The organism is Stenotrophomonas humi (assembly GCF_001431415.1).
Classification (GTDB): domain Bacteria; phylum Pseudomonadota; class Gammaproteobacteria; order Xanthomonadales; family Xanthomonadaceae; genus Stenotrophomonas; species Stenotrophomonas humi.
In genome coordinates this window covers 13,118-29,807 of the sequence record NZ_LDJI01000015.1, presented here as the reverse complement: position 1 = coordinate 29,807, position 16,690 = coordinate 13,118, and the positions used below count along the sequence as shown (strand labels likewise).

Sequence of the window (16,690 nt, the reverse complement as noted above, 5' to 3'; positions counted from 1 at the left end):
ATCCAATCGCCGGCCCCGCGCGTAGGCAGTGCATTCGACGCCGGATGCCACCATGCGCATGCTCTGCCTGTTGTTGTGCCCGCCCTTGGCGGCATCGGCCACGCCGCTGTTGCGCAGCGAAGGCGTTGCCACCACCACGGCCGGCACCGTCGCCTACCGGGAAGTGCACTGGCAGCGCGGCGCCGGTGAAGCAGGCGAGCGCTGGGTGCAGTACCTGTGCCCCGGCGGCGAGCCCTTCGCGCGCAAGCAGTTGAGGGTCAGCGGCCCGGTTCAGGCACCCGGTTATCGGCTGGAAGACCGCCGCAGCGGCCAGGCGGCAAGCATCGAGATAACCGACAGCGGCGTGCAACTGAGCTGGAAGGAGGACACGCAGGCAAGAACGCGCACGCAGCGGCTGCCACTTCCGGCCGATGCAGTGATCGATGCGGGTTTCGACGCTGCCGTACGCAGCCACTGGCAGCGGCTGATGCAGGGCGAGCGCCTGGCCCTGCAGTTCCTGGTGCCCGGCCGGCAGCGTTACTACCCGGTGCAGGTGCAACGTACCGGTGCGGTTCGCTGGCAGGGCATGCCAGCCCAATCCATCGAGGTGCAGCTGGATGCCTGGTACGGGGAGATCGCGCCGCGCCTGTCGCTGGTGTACGCCGATGCCGACCGGCGCCTGCTGGAGTTCCGCGGCACCAGCAATCTGCGCGATGCCCGCGGTGATTACCCGCAGGTAACGGTGCGCTTCGCGCAGCCGGCGGTAGAGCGCCCCGCGTCGCAATGGCAGGCCGAGCTACAGCAAGCGCTGGTGCCACGCTGCGGGCCGGTGCCGGGATGACCAGCACCGAATCAGAAGATCACTGCATCCAATCGCAGCCGCGCTGCGTAGAGGATGCAAGGAAACTCGTCGAGAACGCTTCCATGTCATCCGCAGCGCCCCTTCCCCGCCGCCGTCTGGTCCTGCTGCGCACTGTCCGCCGCTGGTTCGATAGCGCCAGCGCTGACGAAGCGGCAATCACCGCGCAGCAAAGCGAACGTATCGACTGGATGCGCGCCCTGCCCTTCGCGGCGCTGCACATCGGCTGCCTGGGCGTGATCTGGGTGGGCGTGTCGTGGACAGCGGTTGCCGTCGCGCTTGCGCTATACGCAATCCGGATGTTTGCGATCACCGGGTTCTACCACCGCTACTTCTCCCATCGCACCTTTCAGGCATCTCGTCCGGTGCAGTTCGTGTTCGCGGTGATTGGAGCTTCCAGCGTGCAGCGCGGGCCGCTGTGGTGGGCCGCGCACCACCGGCATCATCATCGCCATGCCGATCAGCCCTTGGACCCGCACTCGCCACACACCGGTGGCTTCTGGCGCAGCCACATGGGCTGGTTCCTGACCCGTGGTGCCTTCGCCACCGACCTGCAGCGCATCCCGGACCTTGCGCGTTTTCCGGAGCTGCGCTGGCTGGACCGTTTCGACACCGTCGTGCCACTGCTCCTTGGCATTTCCCTGTATGCGCTGGGCGCAGCACTCGAACGCTGGGCACCGGGCCTGCAGACCTCGGGCATGCAATTACTGGTGTGGGGATTCTTCGTCTCCACGGTGGTGCTGTTCCACGCTACCGTCACCATCAATTCATTGGCGCACCGCTTCGGTCGCCGTCGTTTCGACACCCGCGACGACAGCCGCAACAACTTCTGGCTGGCGCTGATCACCTTTGGCGAAGGTTGGCACAACAACCACCACTTCTTCCCCGGCACCGTGCGGCAAGGGTTCCGCTGGTGGGAGATCGACCTGACTTGGTATGGCCTGCGCGCGATGGCAATGCTGGGCCTGGTCAAAGAGCTCAAGCCGATCCCGGCCTGGGTGCTGGCCAAGGCGAGGAACTGACATGCGTGTCGCAGTCATAGGTTCGGGGATCTCTGGGCTGGCCAGCGCCTGGTGGCTGGATGGCGAGCATGAAGTCACCTTGTTCGAAGCCAATGACTACCTCGGCGGTCACACCCACACCCATGCACTGCAGGTGGGCGGGGTGCCGATGGCGGTGGATACAGGCTTCATCGTCTTCAACCCGCTGCACTACCCGCTGTTGGGCGCGCTGTTCGATGAGCTTGGGGTGGAATCACAACCGACCACGATGAGCTTCTCGATGCGCAGCGAGCGCAGTGGCGTGGAGTACAACGCGACCACCCTTGATGGCCTGTTCTGCCAGCGCCGCAACCTGCTGTCGCCACGCTTCTGGGGCATGCTGCGTGACCTGCGCCGCTTCTACCGTGATGCACCGGCGTTGCTGGAGGGTGGCGACGGCCCAACCCTCGGCGACTACCTGCGCGACCAGCATTACGGCGAGGCCTTCGTCGAGGAACACCTGCTACCGATGGCATCTGCACTCTGGTCTTCGCCGACCGCAACCGTGCGGGATTTTCCGGCGCGTTACCTGGTCCAGTTCATGGCCAACCACCAGATGCTGCAGATCAGCGGGCGTCCACAATGGCGTATAGTGAAAGGCGGCTCGGCGCGCTATATCGACGCCATGCGCGCGCGTTGGCAGGTACGCGAACGGCTTGAATGCGCGGTCTGGAAGGTGGAACGCGAACCGGACGGCGTTCGGGTCCACAGCACCGCAGGTGTTGAAGGCTTCGACGAAGTAATCCTGGCCTGCCATAGCGACCAGGCCTTGCGCCTGCTCGACGATGCGGACCCGTTTGAGCAGCAGGTTCTGGGCGCCATCGGCTACCAGCACAACGAAGTGGTACTACATACCGACGCTTCACTGCTGCCACGCAATCGCAAGGCGTGGGCGGCGTGGAACGCGCACGTGCCGCAAGCCGCCGGCGCACCCTGCACGGTCAGTTACTGCATGAACCTGCTGCAGAGGCTTCCGGGCAATACGCCGCTGGTGGTGACGCTCAACGACAGCGCACGGATCGATCCTGCCAAGGTGCTGCGACACATGCGCTATGCGCACCCGGTGCATGACCATGCCGCCGTGGCCGCGCAACGGCGCTGGGCCGATATCCAGGGCCAGCGCCACACCTGGTTCGCCGGTGCGTATTGGGGCTGGGGCTTCCATGAGGATGGCATCCGCAGTGCCCGCCGCGTGGTGGATGCGCTGGCCGAGTGCAGGTCGAACGCATTCTGGCTGACACAGCCGGAGGCGACCGCATGAGCAACAGTGCGATCTATCTAGGCCATGTCGTACATCGTCGGCATCTGCCGCATCCGCATGCGTTCCGCTATCCCATCGCCCAGCTGTTGCTGGACCTGGATGAGTTGGACCAGCTCTTCGCGGGACGTTGGCTGTGGTCGGTGAACCGCCCCAACCTGGCTCAATTCCGTCGCAGCGACTACTTCGGCGATCCGGCGCAACCGCTGGCGGACGCAGTGAGAGACCACGCAGCGCCAGTGCTTGGTTATCGGCCACAGGGGCCGGTGCGCCTGCTCACGCATCTGCGCGTGGCCGGCCATGTGTTCAACCCGGTCAGCTTCTACTACTGCTATCACGCCGACGGCGTCACCCTCGACTGTATCGTGGCCGACATCACCAACACGCCGTGGAAAGAACACCACGCATACGTCCTGCCCCTCGCAACGGCAGGCACAAAGGGCCATGCGCTGCACTGGCAGTTCGACAAGTGCTTCCACGTTTCGCCCTTCATGCCAATGGATTGCTGCTACGACTGGCGCTTCACCGCGCCCGGCGACGACCTGCGCGTGCATATGCAGGTCTGGCGCAACGGTGAGCGTCAGTTCGACGCTACCCAATCCATGCAACGCCAGCCGCTGGATGGCGTCGGGCTGGCCAAGGTACTGGCCTGTTATCCGTTGATGACGGTGCAGGTCGTCGCTGCCATCCATTGGCAGGCGCTGCGCCTGTGGCTCAAACGCAACCCGGTCCACGACCATCCTTCCCTTGCCGAGAAATCCCGATGAACCAGATGAGCTCCTCGGTCGTCCTGCCGCAACCGGGCGCGCTGGATGCCCTGCTGCGACGCCGGCTGCTTGCCGAGTTGGCACCCTTGCATGCGGGTTGCCTACGCGTTCGCGATGCCTTGGGTGAGGTGGTGCTGGGCGATGCAGCCGCAGAACTGCAGGCCACGGTGACCATCGATGACCCGGCCTTCTATGGCAAAGTTGCCGCGCAGGGCAGCGTCGGCGCGGGCGAAAGCTATATCAACGGCGATTGGCGCTGCAGCGACCTGGTTGCGCTGGTGCGCATCCTGGTACGCAACCGCGATCTGCTCGACGGCATGGAGCGCGGCCCGGCGCGCATCGGCGGTTGGCTGCTGCGTGGCTGGAACCGGCTGCGTCGCAACAGCCGCAAAGGCAGCCGCCGCAATATCGCTGCGCACTATGACCTTGGCAACGATTTCTTCTCACTGTTCCTGTCGCCGGACCTGATGTACTCGTCGGCCTTGTTTGCCGATGAGAACACTTCCCTTGAAGCGGCTTCACGGCGCAAGCTCGACCGCATCTGCGAGCAACTGCAGTTGCAGCCTGGCGACAGTGTGATCGAGATCGGTACTGGCTGGGGCGGCTTCGCCGTGCACGCGGCGCGCAACTACGGTTGCCATGTAACGACCACCACTATCTCAGCCGAGCAACATGCACTGGCCACGCAACGGGTAGCCGAGGCCGGACTGCAGGACAGGATCACCCTGCTAATGCAGGACTACCGTGATCTTGAAGGCCAGTTCGACAAGCTCGTTTCGATCGAGATGATCGAGGCCATCGGCGCCGAGTACCTGGAAACCTACATGGGCACCTTGCAGCGTCTGCTCAAGCCAGAGGGCGTGGCACTACTGCAGGCCATCACCATCGAGGACCACCGCTACGAGCAGGCACGGCGCAGCGTTGACTACATCAAGCGCTTCGTATTCCCCGGCAGCTTCATCCCGTCGCTCACCGCCATCCTGGCGGCCAAGACGCGTGCCAGCGATCTGCAATTGCTTGCCCAGCAGGACTTCGGCTACTCATATGCGTTGACGCTGCGTGCGTGGCGGCAGCGCTTCATGGCGCAGCTGCAGGCAGTACATGCACAAGGCTTCGATGCGCGCTTCTGCAGACTTTGGGAGTTCTATCTCGCGTACTGCGAAGGCGGCTTCCTTGAACGCTCGATCGGTGTGTCGCATCTGTTGCTGGCGCGGCCCAGCTATCGCCCTGCCGGCAACTCCGGGCGGATCGGCTGAGATGCGCCGGCCCCTGCTCAATCTGCTCGGCAACCAACTGGTCTGGCTGTGCGCGGTGGCCGGCGCCGGTCGCGGCTGGCAATGGCCCGCGTTGCTCGCCTCGGCGCTGTACGTTGTCAGCCAGTTTGCCAGCGCCAGCCAGCCACGGGTCGAGCTGCGTCTGCTGCTGCTCGCACTAGTCTGTGCCTGGTTGGTGGACGGCGTGGCCGCGGCCAGTGGCCGCGTCGACTACGCCGCTGCGCCACTTGGCTGGATACCGCCGCCGTGGATCATGGCGCTCTGGGCTGCGTTTGCGATGACCTTGACCTCGTCGATGGCCTTCCTGCGGCGGAATTGGCTGTTGCCGGTGACTTTTGGGCTACTGCTGGCACCACTGGCCTATCTGTCCGCCGCGCGCGGTTTCGACGCTGTGCGTTTCGCCGCACCGGCATGGCAAGGCGTGTTGCTGCTCGGCGTCGGCTGGAGCGTGGCTCTGACACTGCTGACACTGTGCGCGCGGCATTGGTCCCGCACCAATCAACAGACGCTGGTAGGCACATCGCCATGAGCAAGCTACTGTGGGTACTGCTGTACGCCGTCGTGGTGATGAGCATTGGCTGGGCCTGGCAACGCCTCCACCGCAATATTGGCATCGTCGATGTGCTCTGGGCCAAGGGCTTGGCTGCTGCAGCCTTGCTGCTTGCGTGGCTTGGCGACGGTGCGGCATTGCCACGTATCAGCTTGGCGGTGCTGGGCGGGGTGTGGGGCAGCAGGCTCGCCCTGCATTTATGGCAGCGGGTGCGGCATGAGGCCGAAGACGGTCGCTACAAGTATCTGCGCGAGCACTGGCACAGCCATCAGGGAAAGATCTTCGGCTATTTCATTGCCCAGGCGCTGCTGGTTGTTCTGTTCGCCCTGCCCTTCGTCGCGGTGGCCGTCAATCCAAGCTCCGACGGATATGGATGGCTGATCGCAGCAGTGGCGGTGTGGCTGCTGAGCGTGACCGGCGAATCGGTGGCAGACCGCCAGCTTGCACGTTTCCGCGCCGACCCAGCCAACAAAGGCCGCACCTGCCGGCAGGGTCTGTGGCGCTACTCACGCCACCCCAACTATTTCTTTGAATGGCTGCACTGGTTCACCTATGTGCTGCTCGCAGTTGGCTCGCCGCTTTGGTCGCTGGCCTGGGCAGGTCCGGTGCTGATGTACCTGTTCCTGCGTTACCTGAGCGGCATTCCGTTCACCGAGAAACAGGCGCTGCGCAGCCGCGGCGAAGACTACCGCGCCTACCAGCGCACCACACCGATGTTCTTCCCCTGGTTCCCTCGCCCTGCCAAGGAGTAATCGCCATGAACGTAGTCACGCCTCTGGACCCTGTTTCCGACGCAGAAGCCGGCTTGACCGGCTGGGCCGAGCGCGGCTGGCTGCCGGATGCAGCCTTGCGCTGGGGTATCCGCCGCTTGTGCGCACAACGTCTTGCCGAGGAATCGGAAGAGGACATGCAGGCGCATTCCGAGCGCTTCAGCCGGCGCATCGCCGAACTGGCCAGCAGTCCGTTGGCGCTGCATGTGGATGCCGCAAACCGCCAGCACTACGAAGTGCCCGCAGCGTTCTTCCAAGCCTGTCTTGGCCATCGTTTGAAGTACAGCAGCTGCTACTACCGCATCGGCACCGAGACATTGGATGAAGCAGAAGACGCGATGCTGGAGTTGTACGGGGAGCGCGCCGGGCTTGCCAATGGCCAGCATATCCTCGAACTCGGTTGCGGTTGGGGCTCACTGACATTGTGGATTGCCGAACGCTACCCTGATGCGCGCATCACCGCGATTTCCAACTCCCGTAGCCAACGCGAGCATATCCTGGCCGAGTGTGCCGCGCGCGGCCTGGACAACGTCAACGTGCAGACCGTCGACGTCAACCAGCTGGAACTTCCGTCCGCCGCCTTCGACCGCTGCGTGTCGGTGGAGATGTTCGAGCACATCCGCAACTACCGACGATTGCTGGGCAATATTTCACGATGGCTGAAGCCTGATGGCACCCTGTTCGTACACATATTCGCCCATCGCACGCATATGTATCCGTTCGACACGGTGGGCGAGGACAACTGGATGGGGCGTCATTTCTTCACCGGTGGCTTGATGCCCGCAGCCGACACATTGCTGCATTTCCAGCGCGACCTGCAGTTGCAGCAGCGCTGGCTGCTGGATGGAAGTCATTACCAACGCACCGCCAATCATTGGTTGCAACGCCAGGACGCCGCACGCGTGCGCATCATGCCTGTGCTGGTGCAGACCTACGGCAGCGAAGCCGCTGCACGCATCTGGTGGCAGCGCTGGCGGATTTTCTGGATGGCCTGTGCGGAATTGTTCGGCTACGACGACGGCCAGCAATGGCTGGTGGCGCACTACCTGTTCCGTCCCCGCTGAAGAAGGACACGCACATGCGAAACCTCCCGCTTCTGTCGATGCTGTCCATCGCCTTGTTCGGCACTGGTTGCAGCAACCTGGACACGCGGCCGTTACCGCGCCCTACATCGGTGGACGTGCCGCGTTTCATGGGCGACTGGTATGTGATCGCACATATCCCATCGCCACCCGAGCGCGAAGCCTTCGATGCAGTGGAGAACTACGCGTTGAGACCTGATGGCCGAATCCAGACCACCTTCACCTATCGCAAGGGCAGTTTCCAGGCGCCGCTAGAATCAATGCACCCCATCGGCAAGGTGGAGGCTGAAGGCAATGGTGCAGTCTGGGGGATGCAGTTCTTCTGGCCGATCCAGGCCGAATACATCATCTCCTGGCTGGACGATGGCTACAGCCAAACCATCGTCGCTCGTACTAAGCGCGACTACGTCTGGTACATGGCGCGTACCCCACAAGTTTCGGAGACGGACTACCAACGCGCGGTGGAACGCATCAAGGATATGGGCTATGACCTGAGCAAAATTCGCCGGGTTCCACACACTGACCGCCTCCCACCTTCGATCGACTAAAGATTTGGGAGGCCGTCAGCGCCGAGACCGCCGCGGGGCTATTCATCAACCTGGTACGCGGCGAAGGGCTACTGGAATCGCTGACGCATCCATTGGTTGCAACTTGCTGTGATCCTCGGCGCCTATGGCAGCAAGAAATAGGAGGGCTCACAGCTTGAGTTTCAGGCGATCGTTCAGTCACTTGGTCTTGTTCGCGCCGCTTTCGTTCGACACTCCGATGGGGCCTCGGAAAAATGATGGTCACCCCGACCCTGTGAGAATTGAGCGTGTGCAGATTTTTGTGTAAACGGGATTCGGATTACAGCTGAGGGAGTCGCCCCTCAAACTGGATGGTAAATCGGTTCAGGGCTGCCTTCCAATCACGGATGAGCGTGTGCAGACTTTCGTGTAAGCGGGTTTTGGATTCTCAACCAGCAGCTTGGTCAACTGCTTTAGCAGGCCGCTCTCGCCGATCAGGTCCTAAGGTCTCCTGTAGTTAGCCAACAAGCTGCTCAGCAACTCGCTGGGTACTTCATGTTTGCGTGAACTCATGGTGTCTCCAGGTCAGATGGCAGTTTCCTGCCGGTGACCCGTTTACACAAAATCTAGGACAGGCCCCGCTCTCAAATCCCTCTTCCGCAAATACAGTGCCGGCCGCATCCTGTATCCAACGTCGGCTCAATGCCCGCGCGCCTTCCCAGCGCAGAGCAGTTTTGCTTGGAAAGGGACGGGAGGCCGCCTTGCTCACAGGCGCCTGAACAAAGCACTGGCGTTCACGCCGCCAAACCCAAATCCATTGGTCATGGCGAACTCCATCGCGGCCCTCCGCGGCGCGCCGGCGATGATCGAAAGTCCTTCGGCCAACGGATCTGGCCGATCGAGATTGAGCGTGGCTGGCGCGACCTGATCGAGCAGGGCGAGCACGGTGAAGATTGCTTCGATGCCGCCAGCCGCCCCAAGCAGGTGTCCGGTGCTGGACTTGGTGGCAGAGATCAGAAGATCGGGGCGGGACCCAAACAGCGCACGCATCGCGGCAAGTTCAGCCCGATCACCGACCTGCGTAGATGTCGCATGCGCGTTGATGTGATCGACCTGCGCCGGAGTAATGCCCGCCTGCGCCAGCGCGATCTCCATCGCCCGACGCGCCCCGCTGCCATCCTCTGGACCCGCCGTAAGATGGTAGGCATCGGACGTTGTGCCGTAGCCAACCAGTTCGGCCAGCGGTTTGGCGCCACGCGCCAAGGCGTGGTCCAACCGCTCAATCACCAGCAACCCTGCCCCTTCGGACATGACAAACCCGTCTCGCTGCTCATCAAAGGGGCGAGACGCTGCTTGCGGCGTGTCATTGAATGACGTACTTAGCGCCTTGGCAGCGGCGAAGCCGCCGAGGCTGACCCGGTGTATTGCCGCCTCGGCACCACCACACAACGCGATGTCCGCCTCACCGGATCGAATGAGGCGCGCTGCGTCCCCGATCGCCTGGACGCCCGCTGCACATGCCGTCACGGGCGCGCCCTGCGGGCCCTTGAACCCGTAACGGATCGAAGCCTGCCCCGCCGCCATGTTGGCTAGGAAGGTGGGCGCGGTGAATGGCGACAATCGCCCAGGCCCACGGCTATCAGTGGTGTGGACCGCATTGACAATAGATCCAAACCCACCGATTCCCGTCGCGATCACAGTGGCGGTTCGCAGCAACCCGCGCTCATCAGCATTCCGCCAACCCGCCTGCGCAAGCGCTTCGTGCGCAGCGACCAACGCAAACTCAACGAAACGATCCATCTTCTTGAGATCTTTCGGCGCGATGATGCCGCTGGAATCAAAGCCTGCCTCAGGATCTTGAAGGAGATCCGGCACCCGACCACCGACCTCGCAGCCGGTTCCCGCCGAGATATCGGCATCCAGCAACCCGATGCCCGAGCGTCCTGCCAAGAGGCGAGACCAGACGGTTCCCACACCGCAGCCGAGTGGGCTGACCACGCCCATTCCGGTCACCACAATGCGGTCTTTGTCAGCAATGCTCATGTGTCACTTCTCATATAAAAGGGTCCGGGCGAATATCAGGCACCGAGGTTATTCTCCGCTCGTACCTTGAACCAAATGGCATACATCGCCGGAAGGAAGACCAGCGTCATCACAGTGCCGGCGATGGTGCCGCCAATCAACGTGTAGGCAAGCGTTCCCCAGAACACCGAATGGGTCAGCGGAATGAACGCAAGCACCGCTGCCAAGGAGGTCAGGATCACCGGTCGCGCTCGGTGAACCGTCGCCTCGATGATGGCGTGGAAGGTGTCCATCCCAGCGTCTTCGTTCTCGTGGATCTGACCAATGAGGATGAGCGTGTTGCGCATCAGGATGCCCGACAACGCAATCAATCCCACCAGCGCGTTGATGCCAAATGGCTGCTGGAACAGCAGCAGTGTCGGCACCACGCCGATTAGCCCCAACGGACTGGTCATGAAGACCATGATCATCGCGGAGATGGACCGGACTTGCAGGATGATGATCAGCAGGGTGACCGCTAGCATGATCGGAAACAGCGGCAGCATCGCGCTCATTGCCTTGCCCGATTCCTCAATGGAACCAGCCTGGGTAATGGCGTAGCCCTCAGGCAGCGAGGCAATGAGCGGCTCAAGCTGCTTACTGATTGCGGTGGATACATCCGGTGGCTGCAATGCATCGTCAATATCACCACGCACGGTGATGGTGGGCACCCGATCACGACGGCGCAGCACCGGCTCTTCCATCCGAACCTCTACCGTGCCGATCTGGGACAGCGGCACGCGCTGGTCAGCAGCACCGACCAACGTGAAGTCCGCAATCCGCGCAGGATCCAGGCGTGTGTCCCCACCTGACCGAGCGACAACCTCGACGGTGCGGATGTCTTCACGGACCGCAGTGACGGGCACCCCGCTCAGGAAGAACTGCAACTGCTGCGAGACAGACGCAGACGTCATTCCCATGGCTTGCAGGCGGTCCTGATCGAGTGTGAAGTGCAGCGTTGGTGTGCGCACGCCCCAATCAGTGTTGACCGTGCGCATCATCGGGCTCGCGTGCAGCGTCTGCTCGACCTTGGTTGCAATCCCACGGATGACGTCCGGATCCGGACCGCTGACACGGTAGGCCACCGGATAGGGCGAGTAAGGGCCAAACACCAGCTGCGTCACGCGAACGCGTGCCTCAGGCGCCAAGCCCTCGGCAACCGCCTGGCGTAGCCTTGCTTTCAAGGCATCGCGCTGTTCCTGGCTGTCGGTGCGCACCACGATCTTGGCAAACGCGGGATCCGGCAGTTCCGGCGAAATTGCGAGATAGAACCGGGGCGCGCCCTGACCGATGTAGGCCGTGACGATCTTCGCCTCTTCCTGCCCAGCGAGCCACTGCTCCACCTTCCTGGTGGCCAGGTTGGTCTGTTCGATGGCCGTGCCGTAGGGCATCTGCACTTCGACCAACACCTCCGGGCGATCGGAAATGGGGAAGAACTGCTTCTTGACCAACCCCATGCCCACCACCGAGAGCACGAACAGCCCAATCACCGAACCTGCCGCAAGCCACTTACGCGCAATCACGTGCGTCAGGATCGAACGGAAACGGTTGTAGCGCGGCGTGTCGTAGAGACTGCTGTGCCCGCCTTCCACGATCTTGAGTTCAGGCAGAAGTTTCACGCCCAGATAGGGGGTGAAGAACACCGCGACCACCCAAGATACGATCAGCGCAATGCCCACGATCCAGAACATGTTACTGGTGTATTCGCCGGCGGTGGACCGGGCAAAGCCATTGGGCATGAAGCCCACTGCAGTCACCAAGGTGCCGGCCAGCATGGGCGCTGCCGTATGGCTCCACGCGTAGGCCGATGCCTTGACCCGGCTGTAGCCCTCTTCCATCTTCACCACCATCATTTCGATGGCGATGATCGCGTCGTCCACCAACAGGCCCAGCGCCAGGATCAGCGAGCCGAGCGTGATGCGGTCAAAATTCTTGCCGGTTGCGGCCATGACCATGAACACAGCAGCCAGCGTCAGCGGCACCGCGGCCGCCACCACCACACCCACTCGCCAGCCCATGCTGACAAAGCACACCAGCATCACTACCAGCAGCGCGGCGAAAAACTTCATCATGAACTCGTCGACCGACGCCCTGATATTCACCGCCTGATCGGTCACCTTGTCCAGCGCCATCCCGACCGGGAGCCCGTCATTGATCTTCTTGACCTCCGCGTCGAGTGAGGCGCCCAGATCCAGGCCATTCCAGCCGTCGCGCATCACGATGCCCAGCAGCATGGCTGGCTCACCACCGTTGCGGATCATGAAGGTCGAGGGATCTTCATAGCCACGCTTGACGGTGGCAATGTCCTGTAATTTAAGGGTCTTTCCCTGTGTAACGATCGGCGTATCACGGATCTTTTCCAGCTGATCCAGCGCGCCATCGAGGCGAATGAAAATCTGCGGGCCTTTGGCCTCGACCGAGCCTGCCGGCGTCAGGGCGTTCTGCGCGTTCAGCGCCCCAAACACCTCCTGCGGCGTGATGCCCAGGTTCGCCAACCGCTCGTGGGAAAGCTCCACATATATGCGCTCGGACTGCTCACCGATGATGTTGACCTTCTTCACGCCAGGCACGTGCAGCAACCGTTGACGCAGGGCCTCTGCATCTCGCGCAAGGGCGCGGAATGGTTCCCCCTTCGCTTTCAGTGCGAACAGAGCGAAGGTGACATCCGCGTATTCGTCGTTGACCATCGGACCGATCACGCCTGCGGGCAGGTTCTCCGCTTCGTCCGCCATCTTCTTGCGCGCCTGGTAGAACTCCTCCTGCACCTGCGACGGGGGCGTGCCGTCCTGCAATGTCAGCGTGGTGAAGGACAGCCCAGGCCGCGTGTAGGTTTCGCTGCGGTCATACCAGCGAAGCTCTTGCAGGCGCTTTTCCAGCTTCTCGGCGACCTGGTCCTGCATTTCCGTCGGCGTGGCGCCAGGCCAAGCCGTCACGATGGTCATGACTTTGACGGTGAACGCGGGATCCTCTGCGCGGCCAAGCTGGAAGAACGAGACGATGCCGGCAACGGATATCAGAAAGATCAGAAAGACCGTGATAGCACGCTCGCGCACCGCAAGCGCCGACAGGTTGAACCCACTCACTGACGGGCTCCGTTTGCAGCGGAGCGCATGGCCGTGTCGGCCAGACGAACCATCTGCCCCTCGCGGAGCAGATGTGCGCCAAGCGCCGCCACGCGATCCGAGGCTTTCAAGGTACCCTCGACCAAGGCTTGGTCATCGCCCAGCTGCTTGACGGCCACCGGCGTCCAATGAGCTTTGAGCGGCTCACCACTGATCACCCATACGCCGGTTCCGGTGCCGGGATCGAACAGCGCGCCCAGCGGAACCTCAAAGCCATCCGAGACGCCGGCAGGTATTCCGCCTGCAAGCTCGACCGCCACCGTTGAACCCAGCGGCAATGGGGTGTTGCCCTCTTCCAGTGTGTAACGGGCTTCGAAGGTTCGGGTGGCACGGTCTGCCGATTCAGAGAGCACGCGCAACCGTGCGGGGACCTTGCCGCTCCCCCCGAAAGGGGACGCTGAGGCCACGGAGCCGATCTGGGGACGCAGCGTCTCAGGCAATTGGACCACTGCCTCCCGATTGCCGGCACGGGCAAGCCGGGCGACGATCTGCCCCGCCGCCACGACTTGGCCAGGCTCAGCGGAGATGGCCATGATCACCCCATCAGCATCGGCAACGAGCGCGGTGTACTGACTGGCGTTACGCGCAACCCGGGCTTGCGCCTCGGCGGCTTTGAGCTGTGCCGATGCTGCGTCCGCCGCCGCTTTGATCTGATCGTAGGCCGATCGGGAGACAACGCCCTTAGCCGCCAGATCGCGATAGCGCACTTCATCCGCGGTGGCCTGCACGCTCTGCGCACGGGCGGCGATGACGGCCTGCTGCTGGGACGCCGCCGCCAGGTTCAGGTCGTTGGGATCGATCCGATAGAGCACATCGCCGCGTTTGACCGTCTGGCCGGTTTCAACAAGGCGCTCAGTGACTTTGCCGCCCACGCGGAAGGCCAGATCGCTCTGCACCCGTGCGGCGATGGTCCCCGTGAACGTGCGCGCGTTTCCCCCGCCCGGTTGCACATGGGCAACCCGGACGATGGGCGGCGCGGTCCGGGGATCGATGTCATCCGACGTTCCGCAGGCCGCAAGGAACAACGGAACAACGCAGGAGATGGCTGTGAGTACAAAACGGCGCCGCATACGGTCTTCCGGAGTGGGTTATCCGGAGGCATTCTGTTCCCAGTGACCGTTTAGGTCAATAGTCACTTTCGTTGCGGGGCAAGACTCCTGAGCACCAGGTCCTGCAAGGCCGTAGGCGATTCCGCATGCAGAGCCGACAGGTGTGGAAGCGTCACTGGGTTCAGATAGGGAACCAGGACCTGATAGACCGCGTGGCTGGTCGCTTCGAGCGGCGTCGCGCGCTCAAAGACGCCGGACGCGCGCCCCTCTTTCAGGATCTCTTCGATAAGCTGACGGATGCGGCCTTTGTAGGCCTGGGTCGAGGACCATTGATCCGTCGCGGCCGCCACGGCGATTTCATAGAGGCGGCGATCCTGGAGGAACAGGCGAAGACTGGCCTCCACGATTACGGTAAACAGCACCCGAAGCCTGTCAGGCGGGGCTTGAACCCCCTCCAGGGCCGCATGCACCTCGCCTTCGATCTGCGCCAGGCAATTGGTGCAGATGACCTCCCCGATGGCCTGCTTGGAGGCAAAAAACTTGTAGATGTACGCCTTGGAGAAGCCGATGGCCTTGGCCAGGTCAGACACGGTGGTCTTGTCGTAGCCGTAGTGACTGAAGTGCGCGGTGGCCGCCTCGATGATCTGCGTGCGCACGTCGTGCTCAGCGGGGCCGCGCCCGGCGTCGAACGCTGCGGAGGATGAAGTAGACATCGGTGAAGCGTAGCGCTGCGCGGTGACGCGGGCAAACAGTGACCAATCGGGTATGGGTTCACCCACGGCTGTTGTTGATTCCCATGCAGCTTCTCAAGTCGCCATCCGCACAGGGGCCGCGCGCTTTTCCGCACGGTTTACCAGTCAGGTCAGCAGCGCGCCAGGTAGCAGGAAGTCCGCCGTGACCAACAGGCCGTGCAGTAGATGGGCGGCCGGCTCATTCATCGTCGCCACCTGCTTCATGGGCGATAGCCACGGCGACAGGTTGAGGAAGGCGACGCCCATCGCCAACGTTGACCACACCCTTCGCACACCGCGCTTTGCGCCAGCCAGGCATACGCTGGGCTGTAGCCCTTGCCGGGCACTTTTACAAAAGTGCATCTGGCCTTCTTGCCCCCTTCCTACCCCCGATAACGCCCTCTAATCGTGAGCAAAGCTGTGCTCGTCACGGGTAGTATCCCAATGGATGCCGTAAGGCAGACCCGAAAAAGGTGCCGCAACCGGGCTGATGCCTCGTTCAGCTGTTCCGCCTCCAAGTGATTCTCAGGACGGTCGACCTACAATTCACCTGCGTTCGAGTACGCCAATGGAACCAGGGACAACGACAGCGTCCAGCCCATTACCGCCAATAACTTGTTCAGCGGTTTTTTCTCTCTAGTCAACAGGGATAGATTCCACTAGCGCGGGAGCTTGCAGACATCTCGCACCAGGGAACGCATCCAGCGATGCGCCGGGTCGGCATCAAGCCGTGGGTGCCAGAACAGCGAGATGGTGAAATCCTCAACCGGCACAGGCAGCTTGAAGCAGTGCATGCCATCGCTCAGACCGGCGGTGTGCTTCTCCGGCACCGTCGCGACGATGTCGGAGCCACGCGCAAGCGCGATCGCCGGCCCGAAGCCACTGACCGCCGCCACCACATTGCGCGCCAGTCCCATCCGTTCCAGTGCCTCGTCGACTACCGCCGCACGCAGACCGCGACGTTCGATAACGACATGCGCTGCTGTCACATAGCGCTGCGGCGTCATCCGGCCTTTCGACAACCGGTGCCCGCGGCGCACGACACCGACGAAACGGTCGCGGAACAGGCCCAGTGCGCGGATCTCCGGACCCATCGCTTGGGCGATCACGCCCGTCTCCAGGTCAACCGTACCATCGCGCAAGGGTGTGCTGTCCTTGTCCGGCTTGGCCAGGAATGAAAGCTGTACCAGTGGCGCCTCGTTCGATACGCGTGCGATCAGTTCGGGCCCGAAGGTTTCGGCGAAGCCTTCGGTGCTGCGGATCGCGAAGGTCCGCGCCAACGATGGCAAGTCCAGTTTCAGCGCAGGGCGCAACACCGCTTCCGCGTCGAAGACGACCTGGCGGACAGGTCCCCGCAATTCCAGAGCGCGCGGCGTGGGCACCAAGCCGCGTCCCGCACGCACCAGCAACGGATCGCCCGTCGCCTCGCGCAGGCGCGCCAACGCCCGACTCATGGCCGAACTACTCAGCCGCAGGCGCTTCGCTGCACCGACGACGCTGCCCTCGTCGAGCAGGGCGTCGAGGGTGACGAGCAGATTCAGATCGAGGTTGTCCATGGCGCTAGGAATAGCACGATCCTTCTCGACCAGACATGGCGCTCCATGCACTGATTGTTTTCGATCAGTGCGTCTTCCGCCTTGCC

At 62.8% G+C, this 16,690-nt stretch carries 15 protein-coding genes; 9 read left to right on the top strand and 6 right to left on the bottom strand.

Annotation, left to right across the window (positions count from 1 at the left end; translation table 11 throughout):
• The first annotated feature begins 52 nt into the window (after positions 1 to 52).
• From ABB26_RS08595 to ABB26_RS08555, 9 genes are all read left to right on the top strand, one after another.
• A complete protein-coding gene (locus ABB26_RS08595; RefSeq protein ID WP_057633326.1) occupies positions 53 to 820 on the top strand; it encodes a hypothetical protein in 768 nt (255 codons plus the stop codon).
• 83 nt (positions 821 to 903) lie between these two features.
• On the top strand, positions 904 to 1,860 hold the full coding sequence (locus ABB26_RS08590; protein WP_057633266.1) for an acyl-CoA desaturase: 957 nt from the start codon (positions 904 to 906) through the stop codon (positions 1,858 to 1,860).
• A 1-nt stretch (position 1,861) separates the two neighbouring features.
• Complete coding sequence (locus tag ABB26_RS08585; RefSeq protein ID WP_057633265.1) at positions 1,862 to 3,139, top strand: NAD(P)/FAD-dependent oxidoreductase; 1,278 nt, start codon at positions 1,862 to 1,864, stop codon at positions 3,137 to 3,139.
• Positions 3,136 to 3,903 (top strand): DUF1365 domain-containing protein, encoded by a 768-nt coding sequence (locus ABB26_RS08580; protein ID WP_057633264.1) that lies wholly within the window; start codon positions 3,136 to 3,138, stop codon positions 3,901 to 3,903. Before ABB26_RS08585 ends, ABB26_RS08580 begins: the two co-directional genes overlap by 4 nt.
• Positions 3,900 to 5,159 (top strand): SAM-dependent methyltransferase, encoded by a 1,260-nt coding sequence (locus ABB26_RS08575; protein WP_057633263.1) that lies wholly within the window; start codon positions 3,900 to 3,902, stop codon positions 5,157 to 5,159. Before ABB26_RS08580 ends, ABB26_RS08575 begins: the two co-directional genes overlap by 4 nt.
• 1 nt (position 5,160) lies before the next feature.
• The gene (locus tag ABB26_RS08570; protein ID WP_057633262.1) at positions 5,161 to 5,706 is read left to right on the top strand and encodes a DUF2878 domain-containing protein; all 546 of its coding nucleotides are present in this window, start codon (positions 5,161 to 5,163) and stop codon (positions 5,704 to 5,706) included.
• Entirely contained in the window at positions 5,703 to 6,479 is a 777-nt protein-coding gene (locus ABB26_RS08565) for a DUF1295 domain-containing protein (RefSeq protein WP_057633261.1), read from the top strand. The genes ABB26_RS08570 and ABB26_RS08565 overlap by 4 nt, the downstream gene beginning before the upstream one ends.
• Before the next feature lie 5 nt (positions 6,480 to 6,484).
• Complete coding sequence (locus ABB26_RS08560; RefSeq protein ID WP_057633260.1) at positions 6,485 to 7,561, top strand: SAM-dependent methyltransferase; 1,077 nt, start codon at positions 6,485 to 6,487, stop codon at positions 7,559 to 7,561.
• Positions 7,562 to 7,599: 38 nt separating this feature from the next.
• Positions 7,600 to 8,127, top strand: a complete 528-nt coding sequence (locus tag ABB26_RS08555; RefSeq protein ID WP_425477251.1) for a lipocalin family protein — start codon at positions 7,600 to 7,602, stop codon at positions 8,125 to 8,127.
• Positions 8,128 to 8,850: 723 nt separating this feature from the next.
• Here the strand turns inward: ABB26_RS08555 and fabF are convergent.
• The 6 genes from fabF to ABB26_RS08530 all read right to left on the bottom strand — a co-directional run bounded on the left by fabF (position 8,851) and on the right by ABB26_RS08530 (position 16,604).
• Complete coding sequence (gene fabF, locus ABB26_RS08550; protein ID WP_057633258.1) at positions 8,851 to 10,128, bottom strand: beta-ketoacyl-ACP synthase II; 1,278 nt, start codon at positions 10,126 to 10,128, stop codon at positions 8,851 to 8,853.
• Between the two features lie 35 nt (positions 10,129 to 10,163).
• Positions 10,164 to 13,229: an efflux RND transporter permease subunit gene (locus ABB26_RS08545; RefSeq protein WP_057633257.1), complete on the bottom strand. Its 3,066-nt coding sequence runs from the start codon at positions 13,227 to 13,229 to the stop codon at positions 10,164 to 10,166.
• Positions 13,226 to 14,338 carry an efflux RND transporter periplasmic adaptor subunit gene (locus tag ABB26_RS08540; protein ID WP_057633256.1) on the bottom strand — a complete coding sequence of 371 codons (1,113 nt, stop codon included), beginning with the start codon at positions 14,336 to 14,338 and terminating at the stop codon, positions 13,226 to 13,228. Before ABB26_RS08540 ends, ABB26_RS08545 begins: the two co-directional genes overlap by 4 nt.
• 62 nt (positions 14,339 to 14,400) lie before the next feature.
• Complete coding sequence (locus tag ABB26_RS08535; RefSeq protein ID WP_057633255.1) at positions 14,401 to 15,030, bottom strand: TetR/AcrR family transcriptional regulator; 630 nt, start codon at positions 15,028 to 15,030, stop codon at positions 14,401 to 14,403.
• Positions 15,031 to 15,174: 144 nt separating this feature from the next.
• Entirely contained in the window at positions 15,175 to 15,333 is a 159-nt protein-coding gene (locus tag ABB26_RS19150) for a hypothetical protein (RefSeq protein ID WP_161809024.1), read from the bottom strand.
• 374 nt (positions 15,334 to 15,707) lie between these two features.
• The gene (locus ABB26_RS08530; RefSeq protein ID WP_057633254.1) at positions 15,708 to 16,604 is read right to left on the bottom strand and encodes a LysR family transcriptional regulator; all 897 of its coding nucleotides are present in this window, start codon (positions 16,602 to 16,604) and stop codon (positions 15,708 to 15,710) included.
• Positions 16,605 to 16,690 lie beyond the last annotated feature (86 nt).

Coding starts and splice junctions, on each gene's coding strand:
- ABB26_RS08595 (WP_057633326.1), top strand. CDS start 53: ATGCGCATGCTCTGCCTGTTGTTGTGCCCGCCCTTGGCGGCATCGGCC.
- ABB26_RS08590 (WP_057633266.1), top strand. CDS start 904: ATGTCATCCGCAGCGCCCCTTCCCCGCCGCCGTCTGGTCCTGCTGCGC.
- ABB26_RS08585 (WP_057633265.1), top strand. CDS start 1,862: ATGCGTGTCGCAGTCATAGGTTCGGGGATCTCTGGGCTGGCCAGCGCC.
- ABB26_RS08580 (WP_057633264.1), top strand. CDS start 3,136: ATGAGCAACAGTGCGATCTATCTAGGCCATGTCGTACATCGTCGGCAT.
- ABB26_RS08575 (WP_057633263.1), top strand. CDS start 3,900: ATGAACCAGATGAGCTCCTCGGTCGTCCTGCCGCAACCGGGCGCGCTG.
- ABB26_RS08570 (WP_057633262.1), top strand. CDS start 5,161: ATGCGCCGGCCCCTGCTCAATCTGCTCGGCAACCAACTGGTCTGGCTG.
- ABB26_RS08565 (WP_057633261.1), top strand. CDS start 5,703: ATGAGCAAGCTACTGTGGGTACTGCTGTACGCCGTCGTGGTGATGAGC.
- ABB26_RS08560 (WP_057633260.1), top strand. CDS start 6,485: ATGAACGTAGTCACGCCTCTGGACCCTGTTTCCGACGCAGAAGCCGGC.
- ABB26_RS08555 (WP_425477251.1), top strand. CDS start 7,600: ATGCTGTCCATCGCCTTGTTCGGCACTGGTTGCAGCAACCTGGACACG.
- fabF (WP_057633258.1), bottom strand. CDS start 10,128: ATGAGCATTGCTGACAAAGACCGCATTGTGGTGACCGGAATGGGCGTG.
- ABB26_RS08540 (WP_057633256.1), bottom strand. CDS start 14,338: ATGCGGCGCCGTTTTGTACTCACAGCCATCTCCTGCGTTGTTCCGTTG.
- ABB26_RS08535 (WP_057633255.1), bottom strand. CDS start 15,030: ATGTCTACTTCATCCTCCGCAGCGTTCGACGCCGGGCGCGGCCCCGCT.
- ABB26_RS08530 (WP_057633254.1), bottom strand. CDS start 16,604: ATGGACAACCTCGATCTGAATCTGCTCGTCACCCTCGACGCCCTGCTC.